Raw genomic sequence first — 22,516 nt, 5'->3', positions numbered from 1 at the left:
GATCTATGTCGCCTTCCTGCGGGAGGCCGAGACCATCCAGCCGGGCGGCTTCCCGGACGCCGAATCCATCCAGGCCGCCATCCGCAAGGGCGCCTCGTATGAGCCGGCCCAGTTGTCGCGCGGCCTGATCGCCTACGGCTCGATCATCGCGCTTCAGTCGCCCGAGTTCGTGGCCGGGGTGCGCCAGTTCGCCGCCGATCCCGTCCAGCGCCAGCAGATGATCGCCCAGATCGTCGCCGATCCGGCCTATGCCGCCACCCTGCCCGGCGCCGACGCTGCGGCGGGCCTGATCACCGCCACCATCGGCAAGGACGCCGTCGCGATGCGCGCCATCGCCGAGGCCGTTGAGGCCGACGCCTATACGGTTCAGGAACGCAACGATCCGCGCCGTCGCTGGGCCGTCACCCACGTGCCCAACCGCGAAGTTCGGCTGGAGGGCGCCAAGACCCTGTCGGCGGCGACCATGCTGCCTTCCGGCGATGAATCGAGCCGTCTGTTCACGGCCGCCAACACCGGCCAGGGCCTGTCGGTCGAGGCGTCGCGCAAGGCGCCGCCCTATACGCCGGCCCTGACGCGGTCGCTGGCCATCGCCGCCCTGGCCGCTCTCGGGGCCGCCGGCGACGAGGCCCGGGCCAATACCGACGCCCTGGTGGTCGAGACGAACAGCGAATTCTGCCTGAACATGTCCAAACTGATGCTGTTCCAGTGCCTGGCCGCCTCGCGCCCCGCCTATGAGGACATGTTCTGCCTGGGCCGTCACGTCGCACGCGACCTGGCCACCTGCACCACCCAGGCGGTGCTCACGACCTCGATCACGGTCGGCGATCCCGAAGAAACCAGCACGCCCCCCGCCGCGGTTTCGCCGGTTTCGGTCACCCTGACGCAGACGCCCGCGCCGTCGCCGACGGCCTCGCTGAACACCTCGCCGTCTTCGTCGCGCTAAACCCGTTCAGACGGACGAAGGCCCGCCCCGAGCGATCGGAGCGGGCCTTTTCCTTGCGCGGGACGGCCTATTCGTAGCCGTGCGCGGCCTCGTTGATCACCTGGGACGGCATGGACGAGAAGTCCACGGCGATCGGCTTGGCGACCTTGGCCTGATAGGTTCGAAGCACATGGGTCATGCGACGGCGCACCTCGCGTTCGGCCTCGGTGCCTGTGTCGAGCGCCAGGGGCGCCAGGCAGAAGTCGATAATGGCTTCGGTTCGGGTCAGCGGTTCCATGGAGGTTCCTTTCCTTGAGCTGAGGGGGCCTTAAGCCGCGTGGGTGAACTGGGCCGTCTCGGTCGAGTCCTTCAGCGCCGTCGTCGAGGACGTGCCGTTGGAGATGACCGTGGCGACCTGATCGAAATAGCCGGTGCCGACTTCGCGCTGGTGACGCGTGGCGGTGTAGCCGGCGGCCTCGTTGGCGAACTCGCGCTGCTGCAGTTCGGAATAGGCCGCCATGCCGCGATCGCGATAGCCGTCCGCCAGCTCGAACATCGAGTTGTTCAAGGCGTGGAAGCCGGCCAGGGTCACGAACTGGAACTTGTAGCCCATGGCCCCCAGCTCGCGCTGGAACTTGGCGATGGTGGCGTCGTCCAGCTTGGCCTTCCAGTTGAAGGAGGGCGAGCAGTTGTAGGCCATCAGCTTGCCCGGATGCTTCTTCTGGATCGCCTCGGCGAACTTCTTGGCGTCGTCCAGATCCGGGTGGGAGGTCTCCCACCACAGCAGGTCGGCGATGTTCGCGTACGACAGGCCGCGCGCGATGCAATGATCCAGGCCCGTGCCCTCCTTCAGGCGGAAGAAGCCCTCGGGGGTGCGGTTTTCGCGGTCGATGAAGGGCTGATCGCGCTCGTCGATGTCCGAGGTGATCAACTGGGCGCTTTCGGCGTCGGTGCGGGCGACCGTGATGGTCGGCGTGCCCATGACGTCGGCGGCCAGACGGGCGGCGACCAGATTGCGTTCATGCGCCTGGGTCGGGATCAGGACCTTGCCGCCCAGGTGGCCGCACTTCTTCTCGGACGCCAGCTGATCCTCGAAGTGGACGCCGGCGGCGCCCGCCTCGATGAAGGCCTTCATGATCTCGAAGCTGTTCAGCGGGCCGCCGAAGCCGGCTTCCGCATCGGCGACGATCGGGGCGAACCAGTCGCGCTTGGCGCCGCCCTCGGCGTGCTCGATCTGGTCGGCGCGCTGCAGGGTGCGGTTGATGCGGCGGCACAGTTCCGGCGCGGCGTTGGCCGGGTACAGCGACTGGTCCGGATACATGGCCGAAGCGGTGTTGGCGTCGGCCGCGACCTGCCAGCCTGACAGATAGATGGCCTTCAGACCGGCGCGGACCATCTGCATGGCCTGGTTGCCGGTGACGGCGCCCAAGGCGTTGATGAAGGGCTCGTCGTGCAGCAACTGCCACAGACGGTTGGCGCCGCGCTCGGCCAGGGTGTGGGTGATCGGCACGGAGCCGCGCAGGCGCAGAACGTCCTCAGGGGTATAGGGACGCTCGATGCCGTCGAAACGGCCGGCGGGCGAAGGAACCAGGTCGGCGAAGGTGGTCATGGTCGAACTCGGTCTCTGAATGGCGCGGCCGCAGCCGCCGTCTCGGAGACAAGAACACGCTGAAGTCACGAATGACACAGTGTCTAAGCCCGTATTGATGTCAGTTTGTCATATCATGACTTTGCATATCAGTCATAATGTGACATTCTCCGACCATGGAAATCGCCGCCGATCGCAAGCTTTTCCTCGGCGCCCGGCTGAAGCGGCTGCGGCGCGACCTGGCTCTGACTCAGACGGCCATGGCGGCCGACCTGGGCGTTTCGCCCAGCTATCTCAACCACATAGAACGCAATCAGCGGCCCGTTTCGGCCCAACTGCTGCTGCGATTGGCTGAGACCTATGACGTCGATTTGCGCAGCCTGAACCAGGGCGGGGCGGCGGACGAGGCACGGCTGGGCGAGGTTCTGGCCGACCCTCTGTTCGCGGGCCTGTCCCTGCCCCGTCACGAACTGGTGCAGTTGCTGGAAGAGGCGCCCGGCGTCGCGGACGCCATGCTGCGCCTGTACCAGGCCTTTGACGACGGCCGCGCCCGGGCCCGCGCCGCCGCCGAGAACGGCGAAGGCCTGGTGGACACCAGCCCGGCCGAATGGGTTCGCGAATATATCCAGTCGCGCGGCAACCACTTCCCCGAACTGGACCAGATGGGCGAGGCCCTGGCCGAGGCCCTGGCGGCCGAGGCGCCGGCCCACGCCGACGGTTTCGAACCCGCCGCGCGCCAGCGGCTGGCGGCGAAACACGATCTGGGCGTCCGCACCCTGCCGGCCGAGGTCATGGTGGAATGGACCCGCCGCTACGATCTGCACCGCCGCCGCCTGCTGCTGTCCGAGGCCCTGGGCCCGTCGTCGCGCGCCTTCGCCATCGCCTATCAACTGGCCCTGGCCGAGCAGGGCCCGGCCCTGAACGCCATGGTCCAGGCTGCGAACGCCCCGGACGGCCCGACGCGATCCCTGCTGAAGGTGGCCCTGACCAATACCCTCGCCGCCGCGATCCTGATGCCCTATGCCGCCTTCCAGCGCACGGCGGAAGAGACCGGATATGATCTGGCGCGGCTCCAGGCCCGGTTCGGGGTCAGCTATGAACAGGCGGCGCATCGGTTGACCACCCTGTCGCGGCCGACGGCGCGGGGCGTGCCCTTCTTCCTGATGCGGGTCGATCAGGCGGGCAATATCTCCAAACGCTATGCCGCCGGCGCCTTTCCCTTCTCCCGCTTCGGCGGCGCCTGCCCGCGCTGGCGGCTGCACTCGGCCTTCCGTACGCCGGGCCGGATCATCACCCAGATCATCGAGACGCCGGATGGCGGGCGCTGGTTCACCTTCGCCCGCACGGTCGAACGCCAGGGCCAGGACGGCTATGGCGACGCCCACGACCTGGCCGTCGGCCTGGGCTGCGAACTGCGCCACGCCCCCCGTCTGGCCTACGCCCACGGCCTGGATCTGGAACGGCCCGAGGTCACGCCCATCGGTCCGGCCTGCCGCCTGTGCCACCGCCATCCCTGCGCCGAACGCGCTGCGGCGCCCATCGACCGGCCGCTGGCCGTGGACGACTGGTCCAAATCGGTCAGCCCGTACCCGTTCGCGGCGATGTGAGTTCACAACCACTCATAGTTGTGACATGGTTGAGTCATGGCCGATCACGTCCTGACCCTGCCCCTGACCGACGCGGCGCTTGAACGGCTCAAGGCCGCTGCGCGCGCGGCGGGGATAACGCCCGAGGCCTATGCCCTCGCTGTCCTGGACAAGGCGCTCGCGAGCGGGCGTGACGCCCCCTCCGGCGACTTCGAAGTTCGAGAGAAAGATGCTGCCTTCGTCGTGGACAGCCCAGAGCCTTGGCCTCCGGCCACGCCTTACGACACCACCGAGGCCAAACGTCGGCTGACTGAGTACGACCGCACCGGCAAGTTCATCGAGTTCGAGGACTGGGCGGCGGATTTCGAGGCTGAGATCGAGGCCATGTTGAAGGCCAAGGCTTGAAGATACGGCTTTCGCTTGATGCGATTCAGGATCGCCGACGGGTCATCGGCTTTCTGCGGGGCGTCAATCCAAACGCCGCCCGACGAGCAGGCCATACCATCACCCGGTCCATAGGCCAGCTGGCGGAGACCCCGATGATCGGGATCGAACTGGACGGTCTACGCCACCTCTACATCCCCTTCGGCGCCAGCGGCTACGTCGTCCAATACCGGGTCGATGCGGACCTGATTGTCGTCGCCCGCATCTTCCACGCCCTCGAAGCGCGCTGAAGCCTCAGTGGCTCAGCAGCAGCCAGGACTGGCTGCGGTTCAGCAGGGCCTGGGTGACGCCGCCCAGCACCCACTCCCGCATTCGGGAATGGCCCCAGGCGCCGGCGACGATCAGATTGGCGCCGGTCTGTTCGACAAGGGCCAGGATGCGGTCGCCGGCGGGGCGTTCGTCGCGCACCTTGGCCTCGCTTTCGGCGACGACGCCGTGGCGGCGCAGCCAGGCGGCGACGTCGGCGACCCGCGCGGCGGCGGCGGCCGCGTCGGCCGAGGCGCAGATCTCGACCACCTTGACCTCGCGCGCCTGTTTCATCAGCGGCAAGGCGGCGGCGGCGGCGCGCTGAGCCTCGCGCCCTTCCTTCCACGCCACCAGGACGACCCCGTCGACCGGCGCGGCCGAGGCCCGGGGCGGCGCGACCAGGACAGGCCGGCCGATGTTAATGATCAGGTCGCCCGCGTCCGGCGCACGATAGGGCAGACGCCCGGCGTCACGCCCCACCAAAATCAGGTCGGCCGCCCGCGCATGGCGTGCGACACAGGAGGCGGGATAGCCCGTCTCCGCCCGCCATTCGTGATCTATGCCGGTGTCCTTCATGGCTTCGAGGAAACGGGCCTTGGCGGCGGACAGTTCGCCGTCGGCCTGGTCCCGGCGCAGGGCCAGGATTTCACCGGCCATTCCCCCGGCGACATAGGCGTCGACCAGCGGCGGCTCGGGCTCGCTGACGGAGATCCCGATCAGGGTCGCGTCGTGAATGGCGGCGAGATCGCGCGCGAAACCGATCCGCGCGACATTGTCGGCCTCGTCATCCACATAGACCATCAGGCTCGCATAGGTCATGGCGGTGCTCCTTGTTGCCGGAGTCTGGATGCGCCCTTCGGCCCCGTCCCGCCTTGATCCGCGTCAAACCGTCAGATCAGGATCACCCGGCCGTTGTCGAGGCGGAAGGCGACGCCGGTGCGCTGGAACAGGCGGGCGATGACGGCGGAAGGGTTGGCGACGCCCTGGTCCAGCATGGTCGAGATGTCGTTGGCCAGGGTGGGGTCGCGCGACAGGCGGGTCAGGGCGCCCAGCCATTCGTCGCGGCTCAACACCCCGTCATCATTGTCGCGGCGCTGAAAATCGGCGACCACGTCGAAGAAGTCGCCGCCGCCCGCGCGTCGTTCCGCCGCTTCGATGACCAGGCCCCAGACGGCGCCGCAGGCGTAATAGGCGCGGTTGTCGCCCCGGTCGCCGGCAGAGGCCACGGGCTTGCCCGCCGCCAGGGTGACGCAGTCGTCCACCTCGCGCTGCAGTTCCGCCCGGTCGTCATAGGCGGGGTCGATGGCTTTCAAAGCGCGCACCGCCATCAGGTCGGCCCCGCCCTCGGTGATCCAGGCCTCGCGGGCGTACTGGTATTTCAGCCCCTGAGAGCCCAGCCAGAAATGCGCCGCTTCGTGACCGATGAACCAGTGGGCGCGGGCGAGGGCCTGGGCGTCGGGGTCCAGCACCCCCTCCCCTTCGAAATTCATCGAGATCAGACCCGGCAGAACGCTGCCGCCCATGCTGGACAGGGATCTGGTCGGGCCGGTCCAGCTGACCATCAGGGTCGGCGCCTCGCCCTGAGCCCGACCCAGGCGCTGGGCGTAATAGGCCATGACGCGGGGTGTGAAGCCGGCCAGTTCATCGCCCAGCCAGCGCGGCAGACCGGGATCGATGACGGTGGTGATCCCTTCGCCCCGGCGGGTCGTGGCGTCGCCGAACAGGACATAGGTCTGGGCGTCAACGGCCGTGACCTGGGGCGCGCGCTCGCCCTTGAACAGCACCGGGCCGGCGCGGTCACGCCAGGTCACGCTGGCCGGGCCGCCGGGCACATCGACGCCGTTCAGGTCGCGCGGCAGGGCGCGGGCGGCGGCGGTGGACTCCAGCGGGATGACGTCGAACTGACCTGAGAACAGCGCCACCGTCCCGTCCGAGAACACCAGGGCCGGATCATATTCAGCCTCCAGATCGCCGGGGCGCGGCGTCATGGCGATGCGGACATTGCGCGGCACAGGGCCGCCGTCGGTCGAGCGCAGCACGTCGTAATCGCCGATCCGCTCCAGCACGACGCCCGGTGTCTCCACCCGCCACCAGGCCGGACGCCAAGGCTGACGGCTCTCGCGCAGCAGAGCCGACCGGAAGAAGGCCCAGGCCGGGGCGTCACGATCCAGCACATACTCCGCCGTCCAGCGATCACCGTTGCGTTCGACCGACACGTCGACGCGGCCGTCTCCGGCCATGCTCTGGTCTTGCGACGCGACGACGGCGGGCGAAGCGCAGGCCGCAACGGTCGAAAAGCCGACAAGGGCGGCGCATATGAGGGCCGTCTTCAGACGCATGAAGTTCTCCAACAGGTCAGGCCTGCGATAGCGAGGGCCGGCGACAGCGTCACCTTAAGCCTTCGTCATCCGCGAGCCGCGTCCAGAGCGCGCCCGGCCGCCGCCAGTTCCCCGGCCATGACGGCCTTAAGCCGCTCGGGCGCCAGGATCATGGCCTGTTCGCCCCAGGTGAACAGGTGCCAGGCCAGTTCGCGCATGCCCGAGGCGCGGAACCGCACGATGACGGCGCCATCCGCCTGATCCTCGAACGACTGGGTCGGGTGCCAGCGCCAGCTCTTCGCCTCGGCCGCACCTTCGGGGGCGATGCGCAGCACCACGTCCTCGATCTCGTCCTGATAGATGCCGAAGGACTGGCTGGCGAAGACGCCCAGGTCGAAATCGGCGGGCGGAACCGCCACCCCGTCCTGCGGGGCGACGCTGCTCATCCGGTCCAGGCGGAAGGTCTGGATACGGCCGGTCTCGCGGTCGGCGGCGACCAGATAGTTGGCCCGGCCGAACATGACGCCGCAGGGGGCGACGGTCCGCCTGCGCGGCTCGGCGCCCGGTCGGGAATAGGTGAAGCCCAGTGGCTGCTGCGCCAGCACCGCCCCGCGAATGGCGGTCAGCAACCCCTCGTCCGCCGACGGGCGCGGGCCGGCCTGAACGGCGATGGTCTCGGCCCGAACCAGGGCCTCCAGGTCCGGGGCCATACGGTTCAGGGTCGTAGAGCGCATCGCCGCCTTCAGCTTGCGCTCCAGCGCCTCCAGCGCCGCCGCACGGGCCGGTTCGCCGGCGGCGCGCAGGGCCGAGGCCGCCTTGGCCAGTTCCAGCATCTCGGTCGCGGTCGGCGCCTGTTCGAAGGCGGACAGGCCGCCGCGAATGCGCCAGCGTTTCGACGGCGGATCCGACACCTCCTCCACCTGGGGGAACAGCATGAGGACGGCGTCACGCATCCGTTCGGCGGTGCGGCGGCCGACGCGCATGTCGCGCGCCATCTCGTCGATGGTCAGGCCTTCGGCGCTGGCGGCCATGCGCCGCGCCAGGTCGATCACCATGGCCGCCTTGTCGTGTCTCACCGCCGCTCCTGAAATGATACGTCCGTTTCTGACGCAACAGTGCGCCATAACACCATCATCGACAAGAGGCCGACCGCTTCAGGAGATCTTCAAATGGCTCGCTTCCAACCGAACACCGCCGTCAACGCCAACCGCTATCTGATCGTGCCGTGCGAGGCCGACGGCTCGTCGGACCTGGCCGTTATCTGGGATCGGCTGGAGGAACAGGTGGTGGACGTCATCTCCGCCGCCGCCATCGCCCGCTATTCGGACGAGGACGCCCTGTGGGACGAGGCGCGGTCGGACCCGGCGGAAACGCCCTGGCTGATGGCGGCCTGAACGCGGCCTCTAGGGTTCAGGCCGCCTTGGGCTTGGTCCAGCGGTCGATCAGGCGCTGGGCCGGGCGTTCGACCCGATTGTGCGCCACGACCGCGACCACGACGATGAAGCCGAACAGGCCGAGCGCGAACAGGTCGTTCAGCCAGACCGAGCCAAAATCGACGCGCCGCCCGCCCGGCATCCAGTCCAGCTTGCGCGCGATGATCAGCATCACGGTCAGGATGAACATGTGGACCATGTAGATGGAGAAGGACCAGCGCCCCAGGGTCACGAGCGCCGGATGATCCAGCAGGCGCGACACCCGTCCCTCCTCGCCCGCGAACACCCAGACCAAAACGACGAAGACCAGGGTGACGGCCACCGTCACCGGCCCCTCGGCCCAGGCCACAAAGAGGCATACGGCGACGACGGCCGCGATCTCCAGCCCCGTGGCCGCCAGGCCCTTCAGGCGCGGGATGTTCATCCATAGGCCCTGTAACAGGCAGCCCAGGAAGAAGCCGTAGACCGCGCGCGGCACGGCGAAGTCATAGGTGGTGTTCATCCAGCGCCGGGCGTAGCTGACCACCAGAACGCCGCCGATGATCGCGAGCACAAGGCCGATCCAGCGAAACCGCTTGGGCGCCACCAGCACCAGGCCGGCGAAGATCAGATAACAGGCCCATTCCGCGCTCAGCGTCCACGACGGGCCGTTCCAGGTCAGATGCGGATGGACATGCCAGGCCTGGATCAGGGCCAGATTGGTGAAGATGGCCCCCACCGACCGGTCCCCGGTAAACGGCGCCGCCCCGTCGAAATGGAAGGCCAGCCGCGCCAGCTCCAGGCCGACATAGGCCGCCAGCATCAGCACGTGCATCGGCCAGATCCGCCCGAACCGCCGCACCATGAACCGCCCGGCGTCCGCCCCAGTCTTCAGCCGCTCGGCATAGGCATGGGCGATGACGAAGCCCGACAGGACGAAGAAATAATCGACGAACAGATAGGCGTGCTGGATGAAGTCCCAGGTCCGCCAGTGGCTGGCGACCGGCATGTGGAACATGACGACCAGGATGGCGCACACCCCGCGCAGGGAATCGAGCGCCTCGAAACGGCGATGGGCGACGGGAGCGGGTTTGGACAGCGCGTTCACGGACGCGTGATAGCGCCGGTCAAGCTCGGGCGATAGGGGTTTCGGCGGTTGGTGAGAGGATGAGCAGCGCGCCCTTTGCTTCATCTGCCCTGCTTCACCGGATGGCGGACATGAAGCTGTGCTCTCAACCCGTCATCCTGGGCCTCTTACCCAGGATGACGACAGTGGAGCCTCACAGCGCCTTCACGATCCCCTCGACCATCTTCTTGGCGTCGGCGAACAGCATCATGGTGTTGTCGCGGAAGAACAGCTCGTTCTCGACGCCCGCATAGCCCGAGCCCATGCCGCGCTTGATGAACAGCACGGTCCCGGCCTTTTCCACGTCCAGGATCGGCATGCCGTAGATCGGCGACTGGGGGTCGGTCTTGGCGGCGGGGTTGGTGACGTCGTTGGCGCCGATGACGAAGGCGACGTCGGCGGTGGCGAACTCGGCGTTGATGTCCTCCAGCTCGAACACCTCGTCATAGGGGACGTTGGCCTCGGCCAGCAGGACGTTCATATGGCCCGGCATGCGGCCGGCGACGGGGTGGATGGCGTATTTCACCTCGACCCCCTCCTCCTTCAGCTTGTCGGCCATTTCACGCAGCGCATGCTGGGCCTGGGCCACGGCCATGCCGTAGCCGGGCACGATGATGACCTTGGACGCGTTCTTCATGATGAAGGCGGCGTCCTCGGCCGAGCCCTGTTTGACGGGCCGGGTCTCCTTGGCGCCGGCCGGACCGGCCGCCGCGTCCGCGCCGCCGAAGCCGCCCAGGATCACGCTGATGAAGCTGCGGTTCATGCCCTTGCACATGATGTAGCTCAGGATCGCGCCGGAACTGCCGACCAGGGCGCCGGTGATGATCAGGGCGATGTTCTCCAGCGTGAAGCCCAAGGCCGCCGCCGCCCAGCCGGAATAGGAGTTCAGCATCGACACCACCACCGGCATGTCGGCGCCGCCGATGGGGACGATCAGGGTCGCGCCCAGCACCAGGGCGATCAGGAAAACGCCCCAGAAGGCCCAGGTCGCCGCCCCGCCGGTGCCGATCAGAATGCCGATCAGGAAGACCAGGCCCAGACCCAGGCCGACATTGATCAGGTGCCGCGCCGGCAGGATGATGGGCGCTCCGCTCATGTTGCCGTTCAGCTTGGCGAAGGCGATGACCGAGCCGGTGAAGGTGATGGCCCCGATGGCGACGCCCAGGCTCAGTTCGATGATCGACAGGGTTTTGATACCCGTGCCGTCCTCGGACAGAATTCCGAAGGCCTCGGGCGCATAGACGGCGCCGATGGCGACCAGGCAGGCGGCCATGCCGACCAGACTGTGGAAGGCGGCGACCAACTGGGGCATGTCGGTCATGGCGACGCGCCGCGCGATCAGGGCGCCGGTCCCGCCGCCAACGATGACCCCGCCCGCGATCAGGGCCAGGGTGACGGCGTCCAGCGCCCCGGTGGTTCCCAGGGTCAGCAGGGTCACGCCGATGGCCAGGGCCATGCCGATCATGCCGAAGGTGTTGCCCTGGCGGCTGGTCTCGGGGCTGGACAGGCCGCGCAGCGACAGGATGAACAGGACGCCGGAAACCAGATAGGCCAGTGCGGCCAACGATGCGTTCATCACGCCCCTCCCCTCAAGACGTGCGCGCCAGCCGCCACAGGGCGGCGGCGATGAACAACGGGCCGATGAAGAACAGGGCCCATTCAAAAACACCCAGCGGCCGCTCCTGGCTCACGACCCGGACCAGTATGGCCGAGAAGACCAGGGCGATGCCGCAGTCGTGCAGCCGCTGACGCTTCAGCGGCAGTTTCGTCCCGAACCAGCCGTACAGCCACAGGCCGAAGCCGACGCCGGTGGCGATCCATGAACCGGTTATGGCGATCTGCGCGGGATCGATCATGCCGCGCCCTTGGGAGCCGGCCGCTCCTTCTTCTTGTACATGGCCAGCATCCGCCGGGTGACCATGAAGCCGCCGAAGATGTTGACGCTGGCCAGGGTCACGGCCGCCACCCCCGCGCCCTTGGCGATCCAGGCGCTGGGGCCGGTCGCATCGCCCGACACGGCCGCCGCCGCGATCAGGCCGCCGACGATGATGACGCTGGACACCGCATTGGTCACGGCCATCAGCGGCGTGTGCAGGGCCGGGGTCACGCTCCAGACGACATAATAGCCGACGAAGATGGCCAGGACGAAGATGGCCAGGCGGAAGACGGTGGGATCGACGTGTTCCATGGTCAGGCTTTCTGCTCCAACCGAGCATCAATGCTGATGAGAAGTCGCAGGACTCCGCCATTAATGACGCTACCGAAAAAGATCGGACCGACATTGGTAAGCGCCCTGCCGAACGCGGGACCCGAGGTGTCCTGAATGAAGCCGAAGATCAGCAGGATAAGGCAGAACAAGGCTCCACCGAAGATCACGATCAATGAGAAGATCGAAAGAGCATTGCGCAAACGGCCTGTAATCATCCCCTCACCCCCTCATGCACCACGGCCCCGCCGTTCGTCACCACGGCCGCCTTCAGGATCTCGTCCTCCAGATCCACGGCCAGAACCCCGTCCTTGATCATCAGCCCCACGAAGGCCGTCAGGTTCCGGGCATACAAAGCGCTGGCGTCGGCGGCGATGCGGCCGGGCAGGTTGGACCAGCCGACGATGGTGACGCCGTTCGGGGTGGTCACCACCTCGTTCAGCTTCGAGCCCTCGACATTGCCGCCCGCCTCGACCGCCAGATCGACGATGACCGAGCCCGGCTTCATCGAGGCCACATGGGCCGCCGTCAGCAGCACCGGCGCGGCGCGGCCGGGGATCAGGGCGGTGGTGATGACGATGTCCTGCTTGACCACATGGCTGGCGGTCAGTTCGGCCTGTTTGGCCTGATACTCGGACGACATGGGCTTGGCGTAGCCGCCGGCGGTCTGGGCGTTCTTGAACTCCTCGTCCTCGACGGCCAGGAATTTGGCGCCCAGGCTCTCGACCTGTTCCTTGGTGGCGGGACGGACGTCGGTGGCGGTGACGACGGCGCCCAGACGCCGCGCCGTGGCGATGGCCTGGAGGCCCGCCACGCCCACGCCCATGACGAAACATTTGGCGGCGGCGACCGTGCCGGCCGCCGTCATCATCATCGGGAAACCCTTGCCATAGGCGTAGGCCGCCTCGATCACCGCGCGATAGCCGGCCAGATTGGCCTGGGACGACAGGACGTCCATGACCTGGGCGCGGGTGATGCGGGGCACGAACTCCATGGCGAAGGCGGTGGCGTTGGCGCCGGTCAGGGCCTCGACCGTGGCATTGTCTCGCCAGGCGTCCAGCATGGCGATGACGATGGCGCCGGGCTTGAGCGCGCTGGTCTCCTGGGCCGTCGGGCCGCGCACCTTCAGCACGATGTCGGCGCCGTCCAGCACCGCGCGGGTGTCGGGCTTCACCGCCGCGCCGGCGGCGGCGTAGTCGGCGTCGGGAATGGAGGAGCCCAGGCCGGTCCCGGCCTCGACCGTGACGGTCGCGCCCAGGGCGATCAGCTTCTTGACCGTCTCGGGCGTGACGGCGCAGCGCGTCTCGCCTTCGCGACGTTCACGGGTGGCGGCGATAGCGACGGCCAAGCGAATCCCCTTGTTCCTGTATGGGACGCGAGACTAGGCCGGTTCCGAAGACGCCGTCAAAGCGCGTCGTTATTGCATCGTTGCGGACGGGGGCTCAGTGGCCCGCGTCGGCCTTGGGCTTCAGGGCGAAGAAGCCGACGCCCCCCAGCACCACTGCGCCGGCCAGGGCCGCCATCAGGTTGCCGCCCGGATGGAACCACAGGGTCAGGAACAGCAGCAGGCAGGCCACGGCCAACGAGCCCCATTTGGCCAGATCCATGAACAGCTTGAAGGTCGCCGCCTGTTCATTGATCTGCATCCCGCCCCGGACATAGGCGGTCGCGTCGGCGTCTGCCTCGGCGGTGGCGGGATTGTGAGCGTCGGCCATGAGAACTCCCTCGGTCTTGTCGTTGAGGCGACTATAGCGCGGGTTCAGCCGGGCGCCAGCCTCTCACCCCAGCGCTTCGAACTGATCCACCAGACGTTCCAGCCGCTTGCAGCCCACGCTCCAGAAGGCCGGATCGCGCGGATTGAGGCCGAAGGGCTTCAGCGCCTCGACATAGGTCTTAGCCCCGCCCCCGGCCAGCAGGTCGCGGTACAGGGGGGTGAAGCCCGTCGGATCGGCCCGCCGCGCCTCCATCAACGCCGCCACCAGCAGGTCGCCGAAGGCGTAGGCGTAGACGTAGAAGGGCGAGTGAACGAAGTGGCTGACATAGGCCCACCAGTGCTCATAGCCGGGGTTTAGCGTCACCGCCGGCCCCAGCGAGGCGCCCATCTCGGTCAGCCACAGCTCATTGATCCGCTGCTGCGAGACCTCGCCCTTCTGCCGCTCGTCGTGGAAGCGGGTCTCGAACCGGTGGAAGGCGATCTGGCGCACCACCGTGTTCAGCCCGTCCTCGATCCGCCCGGCCAGCAGACCGCGCTGCTCGCGTTTCGGCGCTGTCGCCAGCAGACGATCGAAGGTCAGACCCTCGGCGAAGATGGAGGCGGTCTCGGCCAGGGTCAGGGGAGTGTCGGCCAACAGAGTGCCCTGGTCCGCCGCCAGGGTCTGGTGCACCCCGTGGCCCAGTTCGTGGGCCAGGGTCAGGACGTCGCGCCGCTCGCCCATCCAGTTGAGGAAGACATAGGGGTGGCGGTCGGCGGTGACCGGGTGGGCGTAGGCGCCCGACTGTTTGCCCGGCCGGGCGCGGCCGTCGATCCACGGCTTGTCGAAGAAGCCGGCGGCCCGTTCCGCAAACTCGCCGCCCAGGTCCGAGAAACTGTCCAGAACGATCTCGCGCCCCTGGCTCCAGGTGAAGGCGCGCGGGGCGGTGGTCTCGATCGGGGCGTTGCGGTCCCAGTGGTCCAGCCGCGCCTTGCCCATGGCCTTGGCCTTCAGCGCATAATAGCGGTGCGACAGCTGCGGATAGGCGGCGGCGACGGCCTCGGCCATGGCGTCCACCGCCTCGCCGTCGACCTCATTGGCGAGGTGGCGGCTGTCGGCGGGGCGTTTGAAGCCGCGCCAGCGATCCTCCATCGCCTTGTCGGCGGCGACCGTGTTCAGCACCAGGGCCAGGGTCGGGGCGCGAGCGGCCAAGGCCTCCGACAGGCCCTCGGCGGCCGCCTTGCGCCGCGCGGGCTTGGCGTCCGACAGCCGGTTCAGGGCCTCGGCCAGGGTCAGGCTTTCATTGCCCGCCTTCGCCCGGAGCGCCGCCAGCTGTTCGTCGAACAGGCGCGGCCACTGGGCCGTGATCGGGCCGCGTTCGGCGATGAAGGTCTCCAGCTCGCTGGACAGTTCGTGCGGCTTCATCGCCCGCACCCGCCGCAGCCACGGCCGCCAGCGCGATGCGCCTGCGTGGGCCTGAAGCGCGGCCTCCAGCGCGGCGTCGTCGATCTGGTTGATCTCCAGCGTCAGCCAGACGGTCGGGGTGGCGATGGCGGTGATCTTCTCGCGCACATCGGCCTCGAACCCCTGAGCGCCCGCATCGTCGCGCGCCGTCGAGGCCGCCAGGAAGGCGTAGGCGCCCAGGGCGCCCAGCACGTCCGACGCCTGTTCATACAGGCTGATCGCCCGATCCAGCGCCGCGCCCAACGAAGCCGGATCGCCGCCCTGCCCCGCCAGCCGGCCTTGCAGGCCGTTCATCTCGTCCACCAGGGCGCGCGCCCGATCCAGGTCGGCGGCGATCCGGGCGTCGTCGCGCGAACCATAGAGGTCGGTCAGGTCCCACAGAGGGGCTTCCGCAGGGTCGGACTGGGAGAGGGCTTTGAAGGGGGCGTTCATGCCCGCCTTTGTGGGGGCGGCGCGGGCGCGATGCAACGGCCGCAAGCCGCCAGACGGCGAGAACCGAACGTCGCAAGGAAAGACCTCAATCTGGAGATTCACCATGACCTATCGCATCGAAGCCCTGCCCCTGGCGCCCTTCGCGCCCTATTTCGCCATGTCCGATAAAGACTTAGCCGCGGTCGGCGCGCGCCGGTGGGTCGCCGACGCCCCCGGCCGCGCGCCCTGCCGGGTCAGCCTGCGCGACGCCGACGCCGGCGAGGCGCTGGTGCTGGTCAATCACGCCCATCTGACCGACCCGACCTCGCCCTATCGCGCCTCGGGACCGATTTTCGTGCGCGAGTTGGCGGTGGAACAGACGCCGATCACCGGACCGGCGCCGGAGATGCTGACCAAAAGGCCGCTGTCGCTGCGCCTCTATGACCGGCGCAACATGATGATCGAGGGGCTGGTGATCGACGGCGCCGATCTGGACGCGCGGCTGGCCGAGGCGTTCGACCATCCGACGCTGAACCAGATCCACATCCATTTCGCCCCGCGCGGCTGTTATCTGGCGCGGGCGTGTCGGATCGAGGCTACGCTTCCCTGACCGCCCCCTCTCCGGTTAGATGGCGCGCCCAGGTCGGTCGCCCACTCGGGCGCCGAGCCGGGCAAAAGGGCGCGTCATGACCACCGAAGCGGCGAATATTCTCGGCACGGGCTGGGGCGGGACCACGCCGGACGGCGACCGCCGCCGGATCGCCATCGTGCGGCTGACGGTCGGCCTGGTGCAGGGGATCGTCCTGTACCTGCTGCTGCGCGCCACCGAGGGCGACAGCGCCAGCTGGTCGCAGCGCCATCCCGACCTGTTCGCGCCGGCCCTGCTGACCGCCCTGTTCCTGCCCGCCGTCCTGCTGTCCGGCGTCGGCAAGCTGAGGCTGTGGGTCTATGTGGTCTGGAGCCTGATCGCAGGTTTGGTGCTGGCCCTGCTGGCCTGGCACGACATCGCCCGTCAGGCCGACGGCGCCCGCGAGGCGACCTTCCCCCTGTTCGTCTTCGCGGCGGCGGCCCTGTTCATCGCCCATCATCTGGTCGTGCCGGCAGACCGCGAGCGCCGGCTGGCGGCCTCCTACCCGGCCTATTTCGACGCCGCCTGGATGGCGGGGGTGCAGGGGGTGCTGTCGGTCGGCTTCGCCGGCGCCTTCTGGCTGCTGCTTCTGCTCGGGGCCAGCCTGTTCAAGATCATCGGGCTGAGCTTTCTCAGCGACCTGCTGCAAGAAAGCTGGTTCTCCCTGCCGCTGACCGGCTTGGCCTTCGCCACGGCGGTGCATCTGACCGATGTGCGCGACGGTCTGATCCGGGGCGTGCGGACCGTGGCCCTGATGCTGTTGTCCTGGCTGCTGCTGGTCATCACGGTGCTGGTCGGCGGCTTCCTGCTGGCCCTGCCCTTCACCGGCCTGGACGGCCTGTGGCAGACGGGCAGCGCGACGGCCCTGGTGCTGTCTGCGGCAGCGGCCCTGATCGTGCTGATCAACACCGCCTATCAGGACGGACGCCCCGACCATCGCCCCCCGGTGGTGCTGCGCTACGGCGTCCGGGTCGCCTCGGCTCTGATCGCGCCCCTGGTTGGCCTGGCCTTCTGGGGCCTGGCCCTGCGCATCGGCCAGCACGGGCTGACGCCGGATCGGATCATCGCCACGGCCTGCGCTGTGATCGGCGCGGTCTATGGCCTGGGTTATCTGTTCGCCGCCGTGCGCCCCGGCCCCTGGATGAAGCCGCTGGAACGCACAAATGTCGCCGCCGCCGTCCTGTCGGTCGCGGTCATCCTGGCCCTGTTCAGCCCCCTGGCCGACCCGGCGCGACTGTCGGCGAAGGACCAGGTCGCGCGGCTGGAGCGCGGGGCCGTGGCGGCCAAGGATTTCGACTATGACTTCCTGCGCTTCGACAGCGGCAAGGCGGGGCTGGCTGCGCTTGATCGGTTGATACAGTCGCCGGACGCGGAGATCGCCGAGCTGGCGCGGGCGGCCCGCGTGCGCGTAGATCGCGAGGCCTATTCTATCCAGGACCGGAACGAACGGCTGGCGGGCATCCGGATCCAGCCGGTCGACGGCCAGACGACCCCGCCCAGCTTCACCGCCCAGCTGGGTCGCCAGGACGCCCTGATGTACACCTGCAACAGCGAGGCGCCCTGCCGCCTGCGCACCCTGGACCTGGACGGCGACGGCCGGGTCGAGGTTCTGCTGGCGGCGCCGGGGTCCATCATGGCTTTCGCCCAGGACGCCGGGGGGCAATGGTCGCAAACCGGATCCTACAGCGTCATGTGCGGGAAGGTATCGCCGAACGACCTGCCCAAGGCCTTCGCAGAGGCTGTGACCGTCGCCCCCGCCAGCCTGCCGGACCTGGTCGTGGGCGATCAGACGCTGAAGGCCCAGCCGCAGATTCGGTGCGCGACGGCGTCACCCGGTTAACGTCCCGGTCACCACGCCCTCTCACCCGATTTTCACCTCGTCCCCCTAGAAATCGTCCCGAAACGGGCCAGTCCGCACCACGGGCGGCCTATCGGTGATGACAAGGGGCTCCCATGGCCAAGACCGTTCTGGTGGTCGACGACGATCCGACCCAGCGCCGCCTGCTGCAGGCCGTGCTCGAACGCGACGGCTACGCCGTGGTCCATGCGGCCGGGGGCGGCGAAGCCATTGACCGCATGCTCCGGGGCGGCGGCGCAGACATGCTGTTGCTGGACATGGTGATGCCCGAGATGTCGGGTCTGGAATGCCTGGCCGAGCTGCGCAGCGCGGGCGTGACCACCCCGGTCATCGTCCTGACGGCCAACGGCGGCATCGACACCGTGGTCAAGGCCATGCAGGCCGGCGCCCAGGACTTCTTCGTCAAGCCGGTCGGCCCTGAGCGTCTGCTGGTCGGGGTGCGCAACGCCCTGAAGATGACCCAGCTGACGGCCGAAGTCGGCCGGCTGACCAAGCGCGCGCAAGGCCGCGCCAGCTTCGACGACATCATCGGCGACAGCGCCCCCATGCGAATGGTCAAGGCTCTTGGAACGCGGGCCGCCAAGTCGTCCATTCCGGTGCTGATCACAGGCGAAAGCGGCGTCGGCAAGGAAGTCATCGCCCGCGCCCTGCACGGCGCCAGCGACCGGGCCGGCAAGCCCTTCGTCGCCGTCAACTGCGGCGCCCTGCCGGCCAATCTGGCGGAATCCATCCTGTTCGGCCACGAGAAGGGCGCCTTCACCGGGGCGGTCGACAAGACCCTGGGCAAGTTCCGCGAGGCCGACGGCGGCACCCTGTTCCTGGACGAGATCGGCGAACTGCCGCTGGACCTTCAGGTCAAGCTGCTGCGCGCCCTGCAGGAGAGCGAGATCGACCCGGTCGGCGGAAAACGCCCGGTCAAGATCGACGTCCGCATCGTCTCGGCCACCAATCGCGACCCCGCGCAACAGGTCAAGGACGGCGCCTTCCGCGAGGATTTGTTCTACCGCCTCAACGTTTTCCCGATCGAGGCCCCGTCCCTGCGCGAGCGGCGCGAGGACATCCCGGCCCTGGTCGATCACTTCATCGCCCGGTTCAACGCCGAGGAAGGCAAGCGGATCGTCGCCTGCGCGCCCGAGACCCAGGCCATGCTCCAGGCCTTCGACTGGCCCGGCAATGTGCGCCAGCTCGAGAACGCGGTGTTCCGCGCCATCGTCCTGGCCGACTCGCCCTTCCTTCAGCCCTATGATTTCCCGTCCATCTCGGGCGTGGTGGCGCCCATGCCGGAAGCGACGACGACTCTGGCCCAGACCGCCCCTTCCTACGCCGACCTGCCGCCCCTGCCGGAACAGCCGATCCGCATCCTGGACGACCGCGGCCATCTGCGGACGCTGGAAGACATCGAACGCGACCTGATCCAGCACGCCATCGAGGTCTACGCCGGCCATATGAGCGAAATCGCCCGCCGCCTCGGCATCGGCCGCTCCACCCTGTACCGCAAGGTCCGCGAACAGGGGCTGGAAGGACAGCTGAAGGAGGCGGGGTGAGCGTCAGCCTCCTGATTCCAGCCGTTTCAGAAACGCCTTCACACTCCCCTCACCGTCATCCTCGGGCTTGACCCGAGGATGACGATCCATTAGAGATCCTTTGATTTTTTACCCCACCGCCGCTTAGGCTCCTCGCCCTTGGCCTTGGCGGTGATTTCTTTCAGTTTGCGGCCTTGCATGGCCGACAGGGCCTGACCAGGCGCGCCCTTTTCAGGGTCGGCGAAGGCGCGGCCGTGGGTCTTGACCCGCTCGCCGACTGAATCGAGGAACTCGCCCTCCCATTCCGACAGAGAAACGCCCGCCTTCTCTGCCGAGCGGCGGGCGCGTTTCAATGCGTTCAAGGCCGCGCGCTTGGCGGCCTCACGCTGGATTTCGAACGGGCTAGGCAGCGGCTTCTTGGGCGCGCTATCGCCCTTCGGGCTGCTTGAGCGCGTCTTCGGTGCGCTATCGCCCTTCGGGCTGCTTGAGCGCGTCTTGAATCCGCTACCGCCCTTCGGCCCGCCTGAGCGCGAAAGGCCGCCGCAGGGCTTGAAGGGGGTGCGCTTCAAGCCGGGTCAGTCTCAGATCTCGCCGAGGGCCGACAGATAGAGGTCCAGGATGGCGTCCTCTTCCTGGCGCTTGGCCTTGTCCTGCTTGCGGATGCGGATGACCTTGCGCAGGATCTTGACGTCATAGCCCTCGCCCTTGGCCTCGGCGAAGACTTCCTTCATGTCCGTCATCACGGCCTGCTTGTCTTCCTCAAGGCGTTCAAGACGCTCGATGATGGAGCGCAGCCGGCCCTGGGCCGTCGCGGTCAGAACATCGGACGAGGCGTCGAAGGCGGCGTCATCGGCCATGGGGAATACTCCAGAAATCAAGCGCGGACGCTAACCACGCCCAGCGGCGCGGCTCAACCGCCGAACACGAAAAAGGCCGCGGACAAAGCCCGCAGCCTGTGGATCGTCAGAGCTTTTGTCGCGCTATCGCCCTTCGGGCGACCTAAGCGCGGCCCTGCGTGCGCACGCCGCCAGAGCGGCGCGCCGCGAACGCAGCTTAGCCCTGCTTCGCCTTGAAGCGCGGGTCGGTCTTGTTGATGACGAAGACCACGCCCTTGCGACGCACGACCTTGCAGTCGCGGTGACGGGTCTTCAGGGACTTGAGCGAGCTGCGGACCTTCATGGTCGGACGTCCTGAGAGAAGCCAATAAGAAAGCCGCTGATCCGGTCGGATCGCGGCGGAGGCGGTCGTATAGAGAGCGGTCCGGAGAAGGTCAACCCGCTACAGGCCAAAACCCTATAAAAGCCAGTCCCAGCCTGCCCGAACCACCTTCCCCACCCCGTGCTCAAGCAGCGCGAAGCGCGGTAGCACCCAAAACATGTGCTCAAGCAGCCCGAAGGGCGATAGCACCCAAAAAAAGATGGAGGCCTGACCTCCGAGTCGAACGGAGGGTTTCCGGGGTTGCACGCCCGTCGCGTCGCCACTCCGCCATCAGGCCGTCAGAGGACCCTGCGCCAATACGCCGCAGTTCGTTAGCGCGTCGATGAAATTGAGGGTTAACGACGTCAATAGGGGAGTCTCCCGGCGGCGCTTTCGCGCCACAGGCGCTTTGTGGCGCGTGAAAGTCATTCGCGCGGATGTCATTTCACCTATTACCTCGGGGGCTGTAGTCTGAATCTCATGCGCTTTTCCTATCGCCTACTCCTCATCTGCTGTGTCGCCGCCTGCGCGCCGATGCTGCCCGAGCCGCCCGTCAATTTGCCGACGCCGACGCCTGACCCGGGCGCGCCCGTAGCGGCCCCGCCCCCCGCGCCCCAGACGCCGCCCCTGGCCGCCTATGACCAGCAGGGTTTCGAAGGCTGGAAACAGGGATTCCTGGCACGCAAGGGCGGGGGCCGTCGCGCCGACTACGAACGCGAACTGGCCGGGCTGACGCCCGACGCCTCGGTCGTGCGGCTGGACCGCAATCAGCCCGAATTCTCCAAGCCCGCCGGCGCCTATATCCAGAATGCGGTGACGCCGGTGCGAATCGCCCAGGCCAAGCAGCGGATCGACCGCGTGCCGTGGCCGGTGGTCCAGCGCTTCGGCGTGCCGTCCGAGATCCTGGTCGGGGTCTGGGCTCAGGAGAGCGCCTTCGGTCAGGTCCAGGGCGACTATGACGTCATCCGCTCGCTGGCGACCCTGGCCTATGACGGCCGTCGCCGGGACTGGGCCGAGGCCCAGCTGAAGGACGCGCTGGACATCGTCGTCGACGGCCGCCGCGAACGCGCGGGCCTGAAGGGCAGCTGGGCCGGGGCCATGGGCCAGACTCAGTTCATGCCCGACAACTATCTGCGCCTGGGCGTCGATCAGGACGGCGACGGCAAGGTCGACATCTGGGGTGACGACGCGGACGCCCTGGCCTCCGCCGCCAATCTGCTGGCCCAGGCCGGCTGGAAGCGCGGCCAGGGCTGGGGCTACGAAGTCGTCCTGCCGGCAGGCTTCAACTACGCCGAGGCCGAAGGGCCGAAACACAACTGGGCCCACTGGGCGGCCAGGGGCGTGCGCCTGGCCCAGGGCGGCACGCCGAACGGCGCCGAGGCGCTGGAAGAGGCGACCATCCTGTTGCCCCAGGGCGCCAATGGCCCGGCCTTCCTGGCCCTGCCGAACCATTATGTGATCCGGCGCTACAACAACTCGGTCTCCTACGCCCTGGCCATCGGCCTGACGGCGGACGGGATCATGGGCAAGCCCGGCCTGACCAAGGCCTGGCCCAACGACGCCTCCATGTCGCGCGAACAGCGGATCGGCGCCCAGGCCGCCCTGACGCGGCTGGGCTATGACACTCAAGGGGTCGACGGGGTCATCGGAACCAACACGCGCACGGCCCTGCGCCGCTGGCAACAGGCCAACGGCCGCATCGCCGACGGCTATCTGACCGCCGCCCTGGCCGACGAACTGATCCGCAAGGCGAACTGAGGGGCGACTTCACCTCTCCGCGCGCGAAGGCGCGCGGGGAGGACAGGCGATCGCGTCAGCGAGCGCCAGGAGGGGGCGACTCGGTTTCTGAAGCTGGATCGGTCATCACCACTGTCGGAGTCGCCCCCGCCTGGTCGC

25 protein-coding genes and 1 tRNA gene are annotated in these 22,516 nt (G+C 68.2%); 9 read left to right on the top strand and 17 right to left on the bottom strand.

All coding sequences use genetic code 11. From position 1 onward, the window contains the following. A partial coding sequence (locus ER13_RS18615; protein WP_035307134.1) for a hypothetical protein occupies positions 1-943 on the top strand: 943 nt, incomplete at its 5' end. Positions 944-1,010: 67 nt separating this feature from the next. Here the strand turns inward: ER13_RS18615 and ER13_RS04800 are convergent. Both ER13_RS04800 and aceA read right to left on the bottom strand, forming a co-directional pair. Continuing rightward, entirely contained in the window at positions 1,011-1,220 is a 210-nt protein-coding gene (locus ER13_RS04800; RefSeq protein WP_008262023.1) for a hypothetical protein, read from the bottom strand. A 30-nt stretch (positions 1,221-1,250) separates the two neighbouring features. Further along, positions 1,251-2,531 (bottom strand): isocitrate lyase, encoded by a 1,281-nt coding sequence (gene aceA, locus ER13_RS04795; protein WP_008264350.1) that lies wholly within the window; start codon positions 2,529-2,531, stop codon positions 1,251-1,253. A gap of 155 nt (positions 2,532-2,686) precedes the next feature. On the opposite strand from aceA, the gene ER13_RS04790 reads away from it, so the two are divergent. Genes ER13_RS04790 through ER13_RS04780 form a run of 3 tightly spaced genes read left to right on the top strand, consistent with a single transcriptional unit; the run spans position 2,687 to position 4,770 of the window. Next, positions 2,687-4,117 carry a short-chain fatty acyl-CoA regulator family protein gene (locus ER13_RS04790; RefSeq protein WP_008264176.1) on the top strand — a complete coding sequence of 477 codons (1,431 nt, stop codon included), beginning with the start codon at positions 2,687-2,689 and terminating at the stop codon, positions 4,115-4,117. Positions 4,118-4,153: 36 nt separating this feature from the next. After that, complete coding sequence (locus ER13_RS04785; RefSeq protein ID WP_035307132.1) at positions 4,154-4,501, top strand: hypothetical protein; 348 nt, start codon at positions 4,154-4,156, stop codon at positions 4,499-4,501. Next, a complete protein-coding gene (locus ER13_RS04780; protein ID WP_035307130.1) occupies positions 4,498-4,770 on the top strand; it encodes a type II toxin-antitoxin system RelE/ParE family toxin in 273 nt (90 codons plus the stop codon). Before ER13_RS04785 ends, ER13_RS04780 begins: the two co-directional genes overlap by 4 nt. A gap of 4 nt (positions 4,771-4,774) precedes the next feature. Here the strand turns inward: ER13_RS04780 and ER13_RS04775 are convergent, their stop codons facing one another. The 3 genes from ER13_RS04775 to ER13_RS04765 form a co-directional block, all read right to left on the bottom strand. Continuing rightward, positions 4,775-5,605: a universal stress protein gene (locus ER13_RS04775; protein WP_035307127.1), complete on the bottom strand. Its 831-nt coding sequence runs from the start codon at positions 5,603-5,605 to the stop codon at positions 4,775-4,777. 71 nt (positions 5,606-5,676) lie between these two features. Then, positions 5,677-7,125, bottom strand: a complete 1,449-nt coding sequence (locus ER13_RS04770) for a hypothetical protein (protein ID WP_035307143.1) — start codon at positions 7,123-7,125, stop codon at positions 5,677-5,679. A 65-nt stretch (positions 7,126-7,190) separates the two neighbouring features. Further along, entirely contained in the window at positions 7,191-8,180 is a 990-nt protein-coding gene (locus tag ER13_RS04765; protein ID WP_035307124.1) for a YafY family protein, read from the bottom strand. A 93-nt stretch (positions 8,181-8,273) separates the two neighbouring features. Here ER13_RS04765 and ER13_RS04760 point away from each other — a divergent pair, with 93 nt between their 5' ends. Then, positions 8,274-8,498 carry a hypothetical protein gene (locus tag ER13_RS04760; protein ID WP_035307121.1) on the top strand — a complete coding sequence of 75 codons (225 nt, stop codon included), beginning with the start codon at positions 8,274-8,276 and terminating at the stop codon, positions 8,496-8,498. 16 nt (positions 8,499-8,514) lie between these two features. Here the strand turns inward: ER13_RS04760 and ER13_RS04755 are convergent, their stop codons facing one another. The 8 genes from ER13_RS04755 to ER13_RS04720 form a co-directional block, all read right to left on the bottom strand. After that, positions 8,515-9,624: an acyltransferase gene (locus ER13_RS04755; protein ID WP_035307119.1), complete on the bottom strand. Its 1,110-nt coding sequence runs from the start codon at positions 9,622-9,624 to the stop codon at positions 8,515-8,517. A 172-nt stretch (positions 9,625-9,796) separates the two neighbouring features. Next, positions 9,797-11,218, bottom strand: a complete 1,422-nt coding sequence (locus ER13_RS04750; RefSeq protein WP_035307114.1) for an NAD(P)(+) transhydrogenase (Re/Si-specific) subunit beta — start codon at positions 11,216-11,218, stop codon at positions 9,797-9,799. Between the two features lie 13 nt (positions 11,219-11,231). After that, complete coding sequence (locus ER13_RS04745) at positions 11,232-11,498, bottom strand: hypothetical protein (protein ID WP_035307111.1); 267 nt, start codon at positions 11,496-11,498, stop codon at positions 11,232-11,234. Further along, positions 11,495-11,830 carry an NAD(P) transhydrogenase subunit alpha gene (locus tag ER13_RS04740; protein WP_035307110.1) on the bottom strand — a complete coding sequence of 112 codons (336 nt, stop codon included), beginning with the start codon at positions 11,828-11,830 and terminating at the stop codon, positions 11,495-11,497. Before ER13_RS04740 ends, ER13_RS04745 begins: the two co-directional genes overlap by 4 nt. A gap of 2 nt (positions 11,831-11,832) precedes the next feature. Further along, positions 11,833-12,066 carry a hypothetical protein gene (locus ER13_RS04735; RefSeq protein WP_035307109.1) on the bottom strand — a complete coding sequence of 78 codons (234 nt, stop codon included), beginning with the start codon at positions 12,064-12,066 and terminating at the stop codon, positions 11,833-11,835. Continuing rightward, positions 12,063-13,196: a Re/Si-specific NAD(P)(+) transhydrogenase subunit alpha gene (locus ER13_RS04730; protein WP_035307107.1), complete on the bottom strand. Its 1,134-nt coding sequence runs from the start codon at positions 13,194-13,196 to the stop codon at positions 12,063-12,065. Before ER13_RS04730 ends, ER13_RS04735 begins: the two co-directional genes overlap by 4 nt. Before the next feature lie 94 nt (positions 13,197-13,290). Further along, the gene (locus ER13_RS04725; RefSeq protein WP_035307105.1) at positions 13,291-13,563 is read right to left on the bottom strand and encodes an aa3-type cytochrome c oxidase subunit IV; all 273 of its coding nucleotides are present in this window, start codon (positions 13,561-13,563) and stop codon (positions 13,291-13,293) included. Between the two features lie 63 nt (positions 13,564-13,626). Further along, positions 13,627-15,435 carry a M3 family oligoendopeptidase gene (locus tag ER13_RS04720; protein WP_035307102.1) on the bottom strand — a complete coding sequence of 603 codons (1,809 nt, stop codon included), beginning with the start codon at positions 15,433-15,435 and terminating at the stop codon, positions 13,627-13,629. Between the two features lie 103 nt (positions 15,436-15,538). On the opposite strand from ER13_RS04720, the gene ER13_RS04715 reads away from it, so the two are divergent. The 3 genes from ER13_RS04715 to ER13_RS04705 all read left to right on the top strand — a co-directional run bounded on the left by ER13_RS04715 (position 15,539) and on the right by ER13_RS04705 (position 19,444). Further along, complete coding sequence (locus tag ER13_RS04715) at positions 15,539-16,024, top strand: DUF1203 domain-containing protein (protein ID WP_035307099.1); 486 nt, start codon at positions 15,539-15,541, stop codon at positions 16,022-16,024. A 76-nt stretch (positions 16,025-16,100) separates the two neighbouring features. Continuing rightward, complete coding sequence (locus tag ER13_RS04710) at positions 16,101-17,882, top strand: DUF4153 domain-containing protein (RefSeq protein ID WP_052004881.1); 1,782 nt, start codon at positions 16,101-16,103, stop codon at positions 17,880-17,882. Positions 17,883-17,995: 113 nt separating this feature from the next. Then, positions 17,996-19,444 (top strand): sigma-54 dependent transcriptional regulator, encoded by a 1,449-nt coding sequence (locus ER13_RS04705; RefSeq protein WP_035307095.1) that lies wholly within the window; start codon positions 17,996-17,998, stop codon positions 19,442-19,444. 89 nt (positions 19,445-19,533) lie between these two features. On the opposite strand, the gene ER13_RS04700 is transcribed toward ER13_RS04705, so the two are convergent. From ER13_RS04700 to ER13_RS18310, 4 genes are all read right to left on the bottom strand, one after another. After that, entirely contained in the window at positions 19,534-19,833 is a 300-nt protein-coding gene (locus ER13_RS04700) for a hypothetical protein (RefSeq protein ID WP_035307139.1), read from the bottom strand. 171 nt (positions 19,834-20,004) lie between these two features. Beyond that, the gene (locus ER13_RS04695; protein WP_008263716.1) at positions 20,005-20,280 is read right to left on the bottom strand and encodes a DUF2312 domain-containing protein; all 276 of its coding nucleotides are present in this window, start codon (positions 20,278-20,280) and stop codon (positions 20,005-20,007) included. A 196-nt stretch (positions 20,281-20,476) separates the two neighbouring features. Further along, positions 20,477-20,602, bottom strand: a complete 126-nt coding sequence (ykgO, locus tag ER13_RS04690) for a type B 50S ribosomal protein L36 (protein WP_008263184.1) — start codon at positions 20,600-20,602, stop codon at positions 20,477-20,479. A 239-nt stretch (positions 20,603-20,841) separates the two neighbouring features. Then, positions 20,842-20,918: transfer RNA gene (locus ER13_RS18310), tRNA-Ala, on the bottom strand. 182 nt (positions 20,919-21,100) lie between these two features. Here ER13_RS18310 and ER13_RS04685 point away from each other — a divergent pair. Further along, positions 21,101-22,378, top strand: a complete 1,278-nt coding sequence (locus tag ER13_RS04685) for a lytic murein transglycosylase (RefSeq protein WP_035307091.1) — start codon at positions 21,101-21,103, stop codon at positions 22,376-22,378. Positions 22,379-22,516 lie beyond the last annotated feature (138 nt).

Origin of the sequence: Brevundimonas sp. EAKA (assembly GCF_000698025.1) — a bacterium.
Taxonomy (GTDB): domain Bacteria; phylum Pseudomonadota; class Alphaproteobacteria; order Caulobacterales; family Caulobacteraceae; genus Brevundimonas; species Brevundimonas mediterranea_A.
Note: the sequence above shows the minus strand (reverse complement) of the source record. Positions and strands in the feature narration are given on the sequence as shown.

Coding starts and splice junctions, on each gene's coding strand:
- aceA (WP_008264350.1), bottom strand. CDS start 2,531: ATGACCACCTTCGCCGACCTGGTTCCTTCGCCCGCCGGCCGTTTCGAC.
- ER13_RS04790 (WP_008264176.1), top strand. CDS start 2,687: ATGGAAATCGCCGCCGATCGCAAGCTTTTCCTCGGCGCCCGGCTGAAG.
- ER13_RS04695 (WP_008263716.1), bottom strand. CDS start 20,280: ATGGCCGATGACGCCGCCTTCGACGCCTCGTCCGATGTTCTGACCGCG.
- ER13_RS04760 (WP_035307121.1), top strand. CDS start 8,274: ATGGCTCGCTTCCAACCGAACACCGCCGTCAACGCCAACCGCTATCTG.
- ER13_RS04800 (WP_008262023.1), bottom strand. CDS start 1,220: ATGGAACCGCTGACCCGAACCGAAGCCATTATCGACTTCTGCCTGGCG.
- ER13_RS04710 (WP_052004881.1), top strand. CDS start 16,101: ATGACCACCGAAGCGGCGAATATTCTCGGCACGGGCTGGGGCGGGACC.
- ER13_RS04685 (WP_035307091.1), top strand. CDS start 21,101: ATGCGCTTTTCCTATCGCCTACTCCTCATCTGCTGTGTCGCCGCCTGC.
- ER13_RS04735 (WP_035307109.1), bottom strand. CDS start 12,066: ATGATTACAGGCCGTTTGCGCAATGCTCTTTCGATCTTCTCATTGATC.
- ER13_RS04770 (WP_035307143.1), bottom strand. CDS start 7,125: ATGCGTCTGAAGACGGCCCTCATATGCGCCGCCCTTGTCGGCTTTTCG.
- ER13_RS04750 (WP_035307114.1), bottom strand. CDS start 11,218: ATGAACGCATCGTTGGCCGCACTGGCCTATCTGGTTTCCGGCGTCCTG.
- ER13_RS04725 (WP_035307105.1), bottom strand. CDS start 13,563: ATGGCCGACGCTCACAATCCCGCCACCGCCGAGGCAGACGCCGACGCG.
- ER13_RS04775 (WP_035307127.1), bottom strand. CDS start 5,605: ATGACCTATGCGAGCCTGATGGTCTATGTGGATGACGAGGCCGACAAT.
- ER13_RS04715 (WP_035307099.1), top strand. CDS start 15,539: ATGACCTATCGCATCGAAGCCCTGCCCCTGGCGCCCTTCGCGCCCTAT.
- ykgO (WP_008263184.1), bottom strand. CDS start 20,602: ATGAAGGTCCGCAGCTCGCTCAAGTCCCTGAAGACCCGTCACCGCGAC.
- ER13_RS04785 (WP_035307132.1), top strand. CDS start 4,154: ATGGCCGATCACGTCCTGACCCTGCCCCTGACCGACGCGGCGCTTGAA.
- ER13_RS04705 (WP_035307095.1), top strand. CDS start 17,996: ATGGCCAAGACCGTTCTGGTGGTCGACGACGATCCGACCCAGCGCCGC.
- ER13_RS04740 (WP_035307110.1), bottom strand. CDS start 11,830: ATGGAACACGTCGATCCCACCGTCTTCCGCCTGGCCATCTTCGTCCTG.
- ER13_RS04720 (WP_035307102.1), bottom strand. CDS start 15,435: ATGAACGCCCCCTTCAAAGCCCTCTCCCAGTCCGACCCTGCGGAAGCC.
- ER13_RS04745 (WP_035307111.1), bottom strand. CDS start 11,498: ATGATCGATCCCGCGCAGATCGCCATAACCGGTTCATGGATCGCCACC.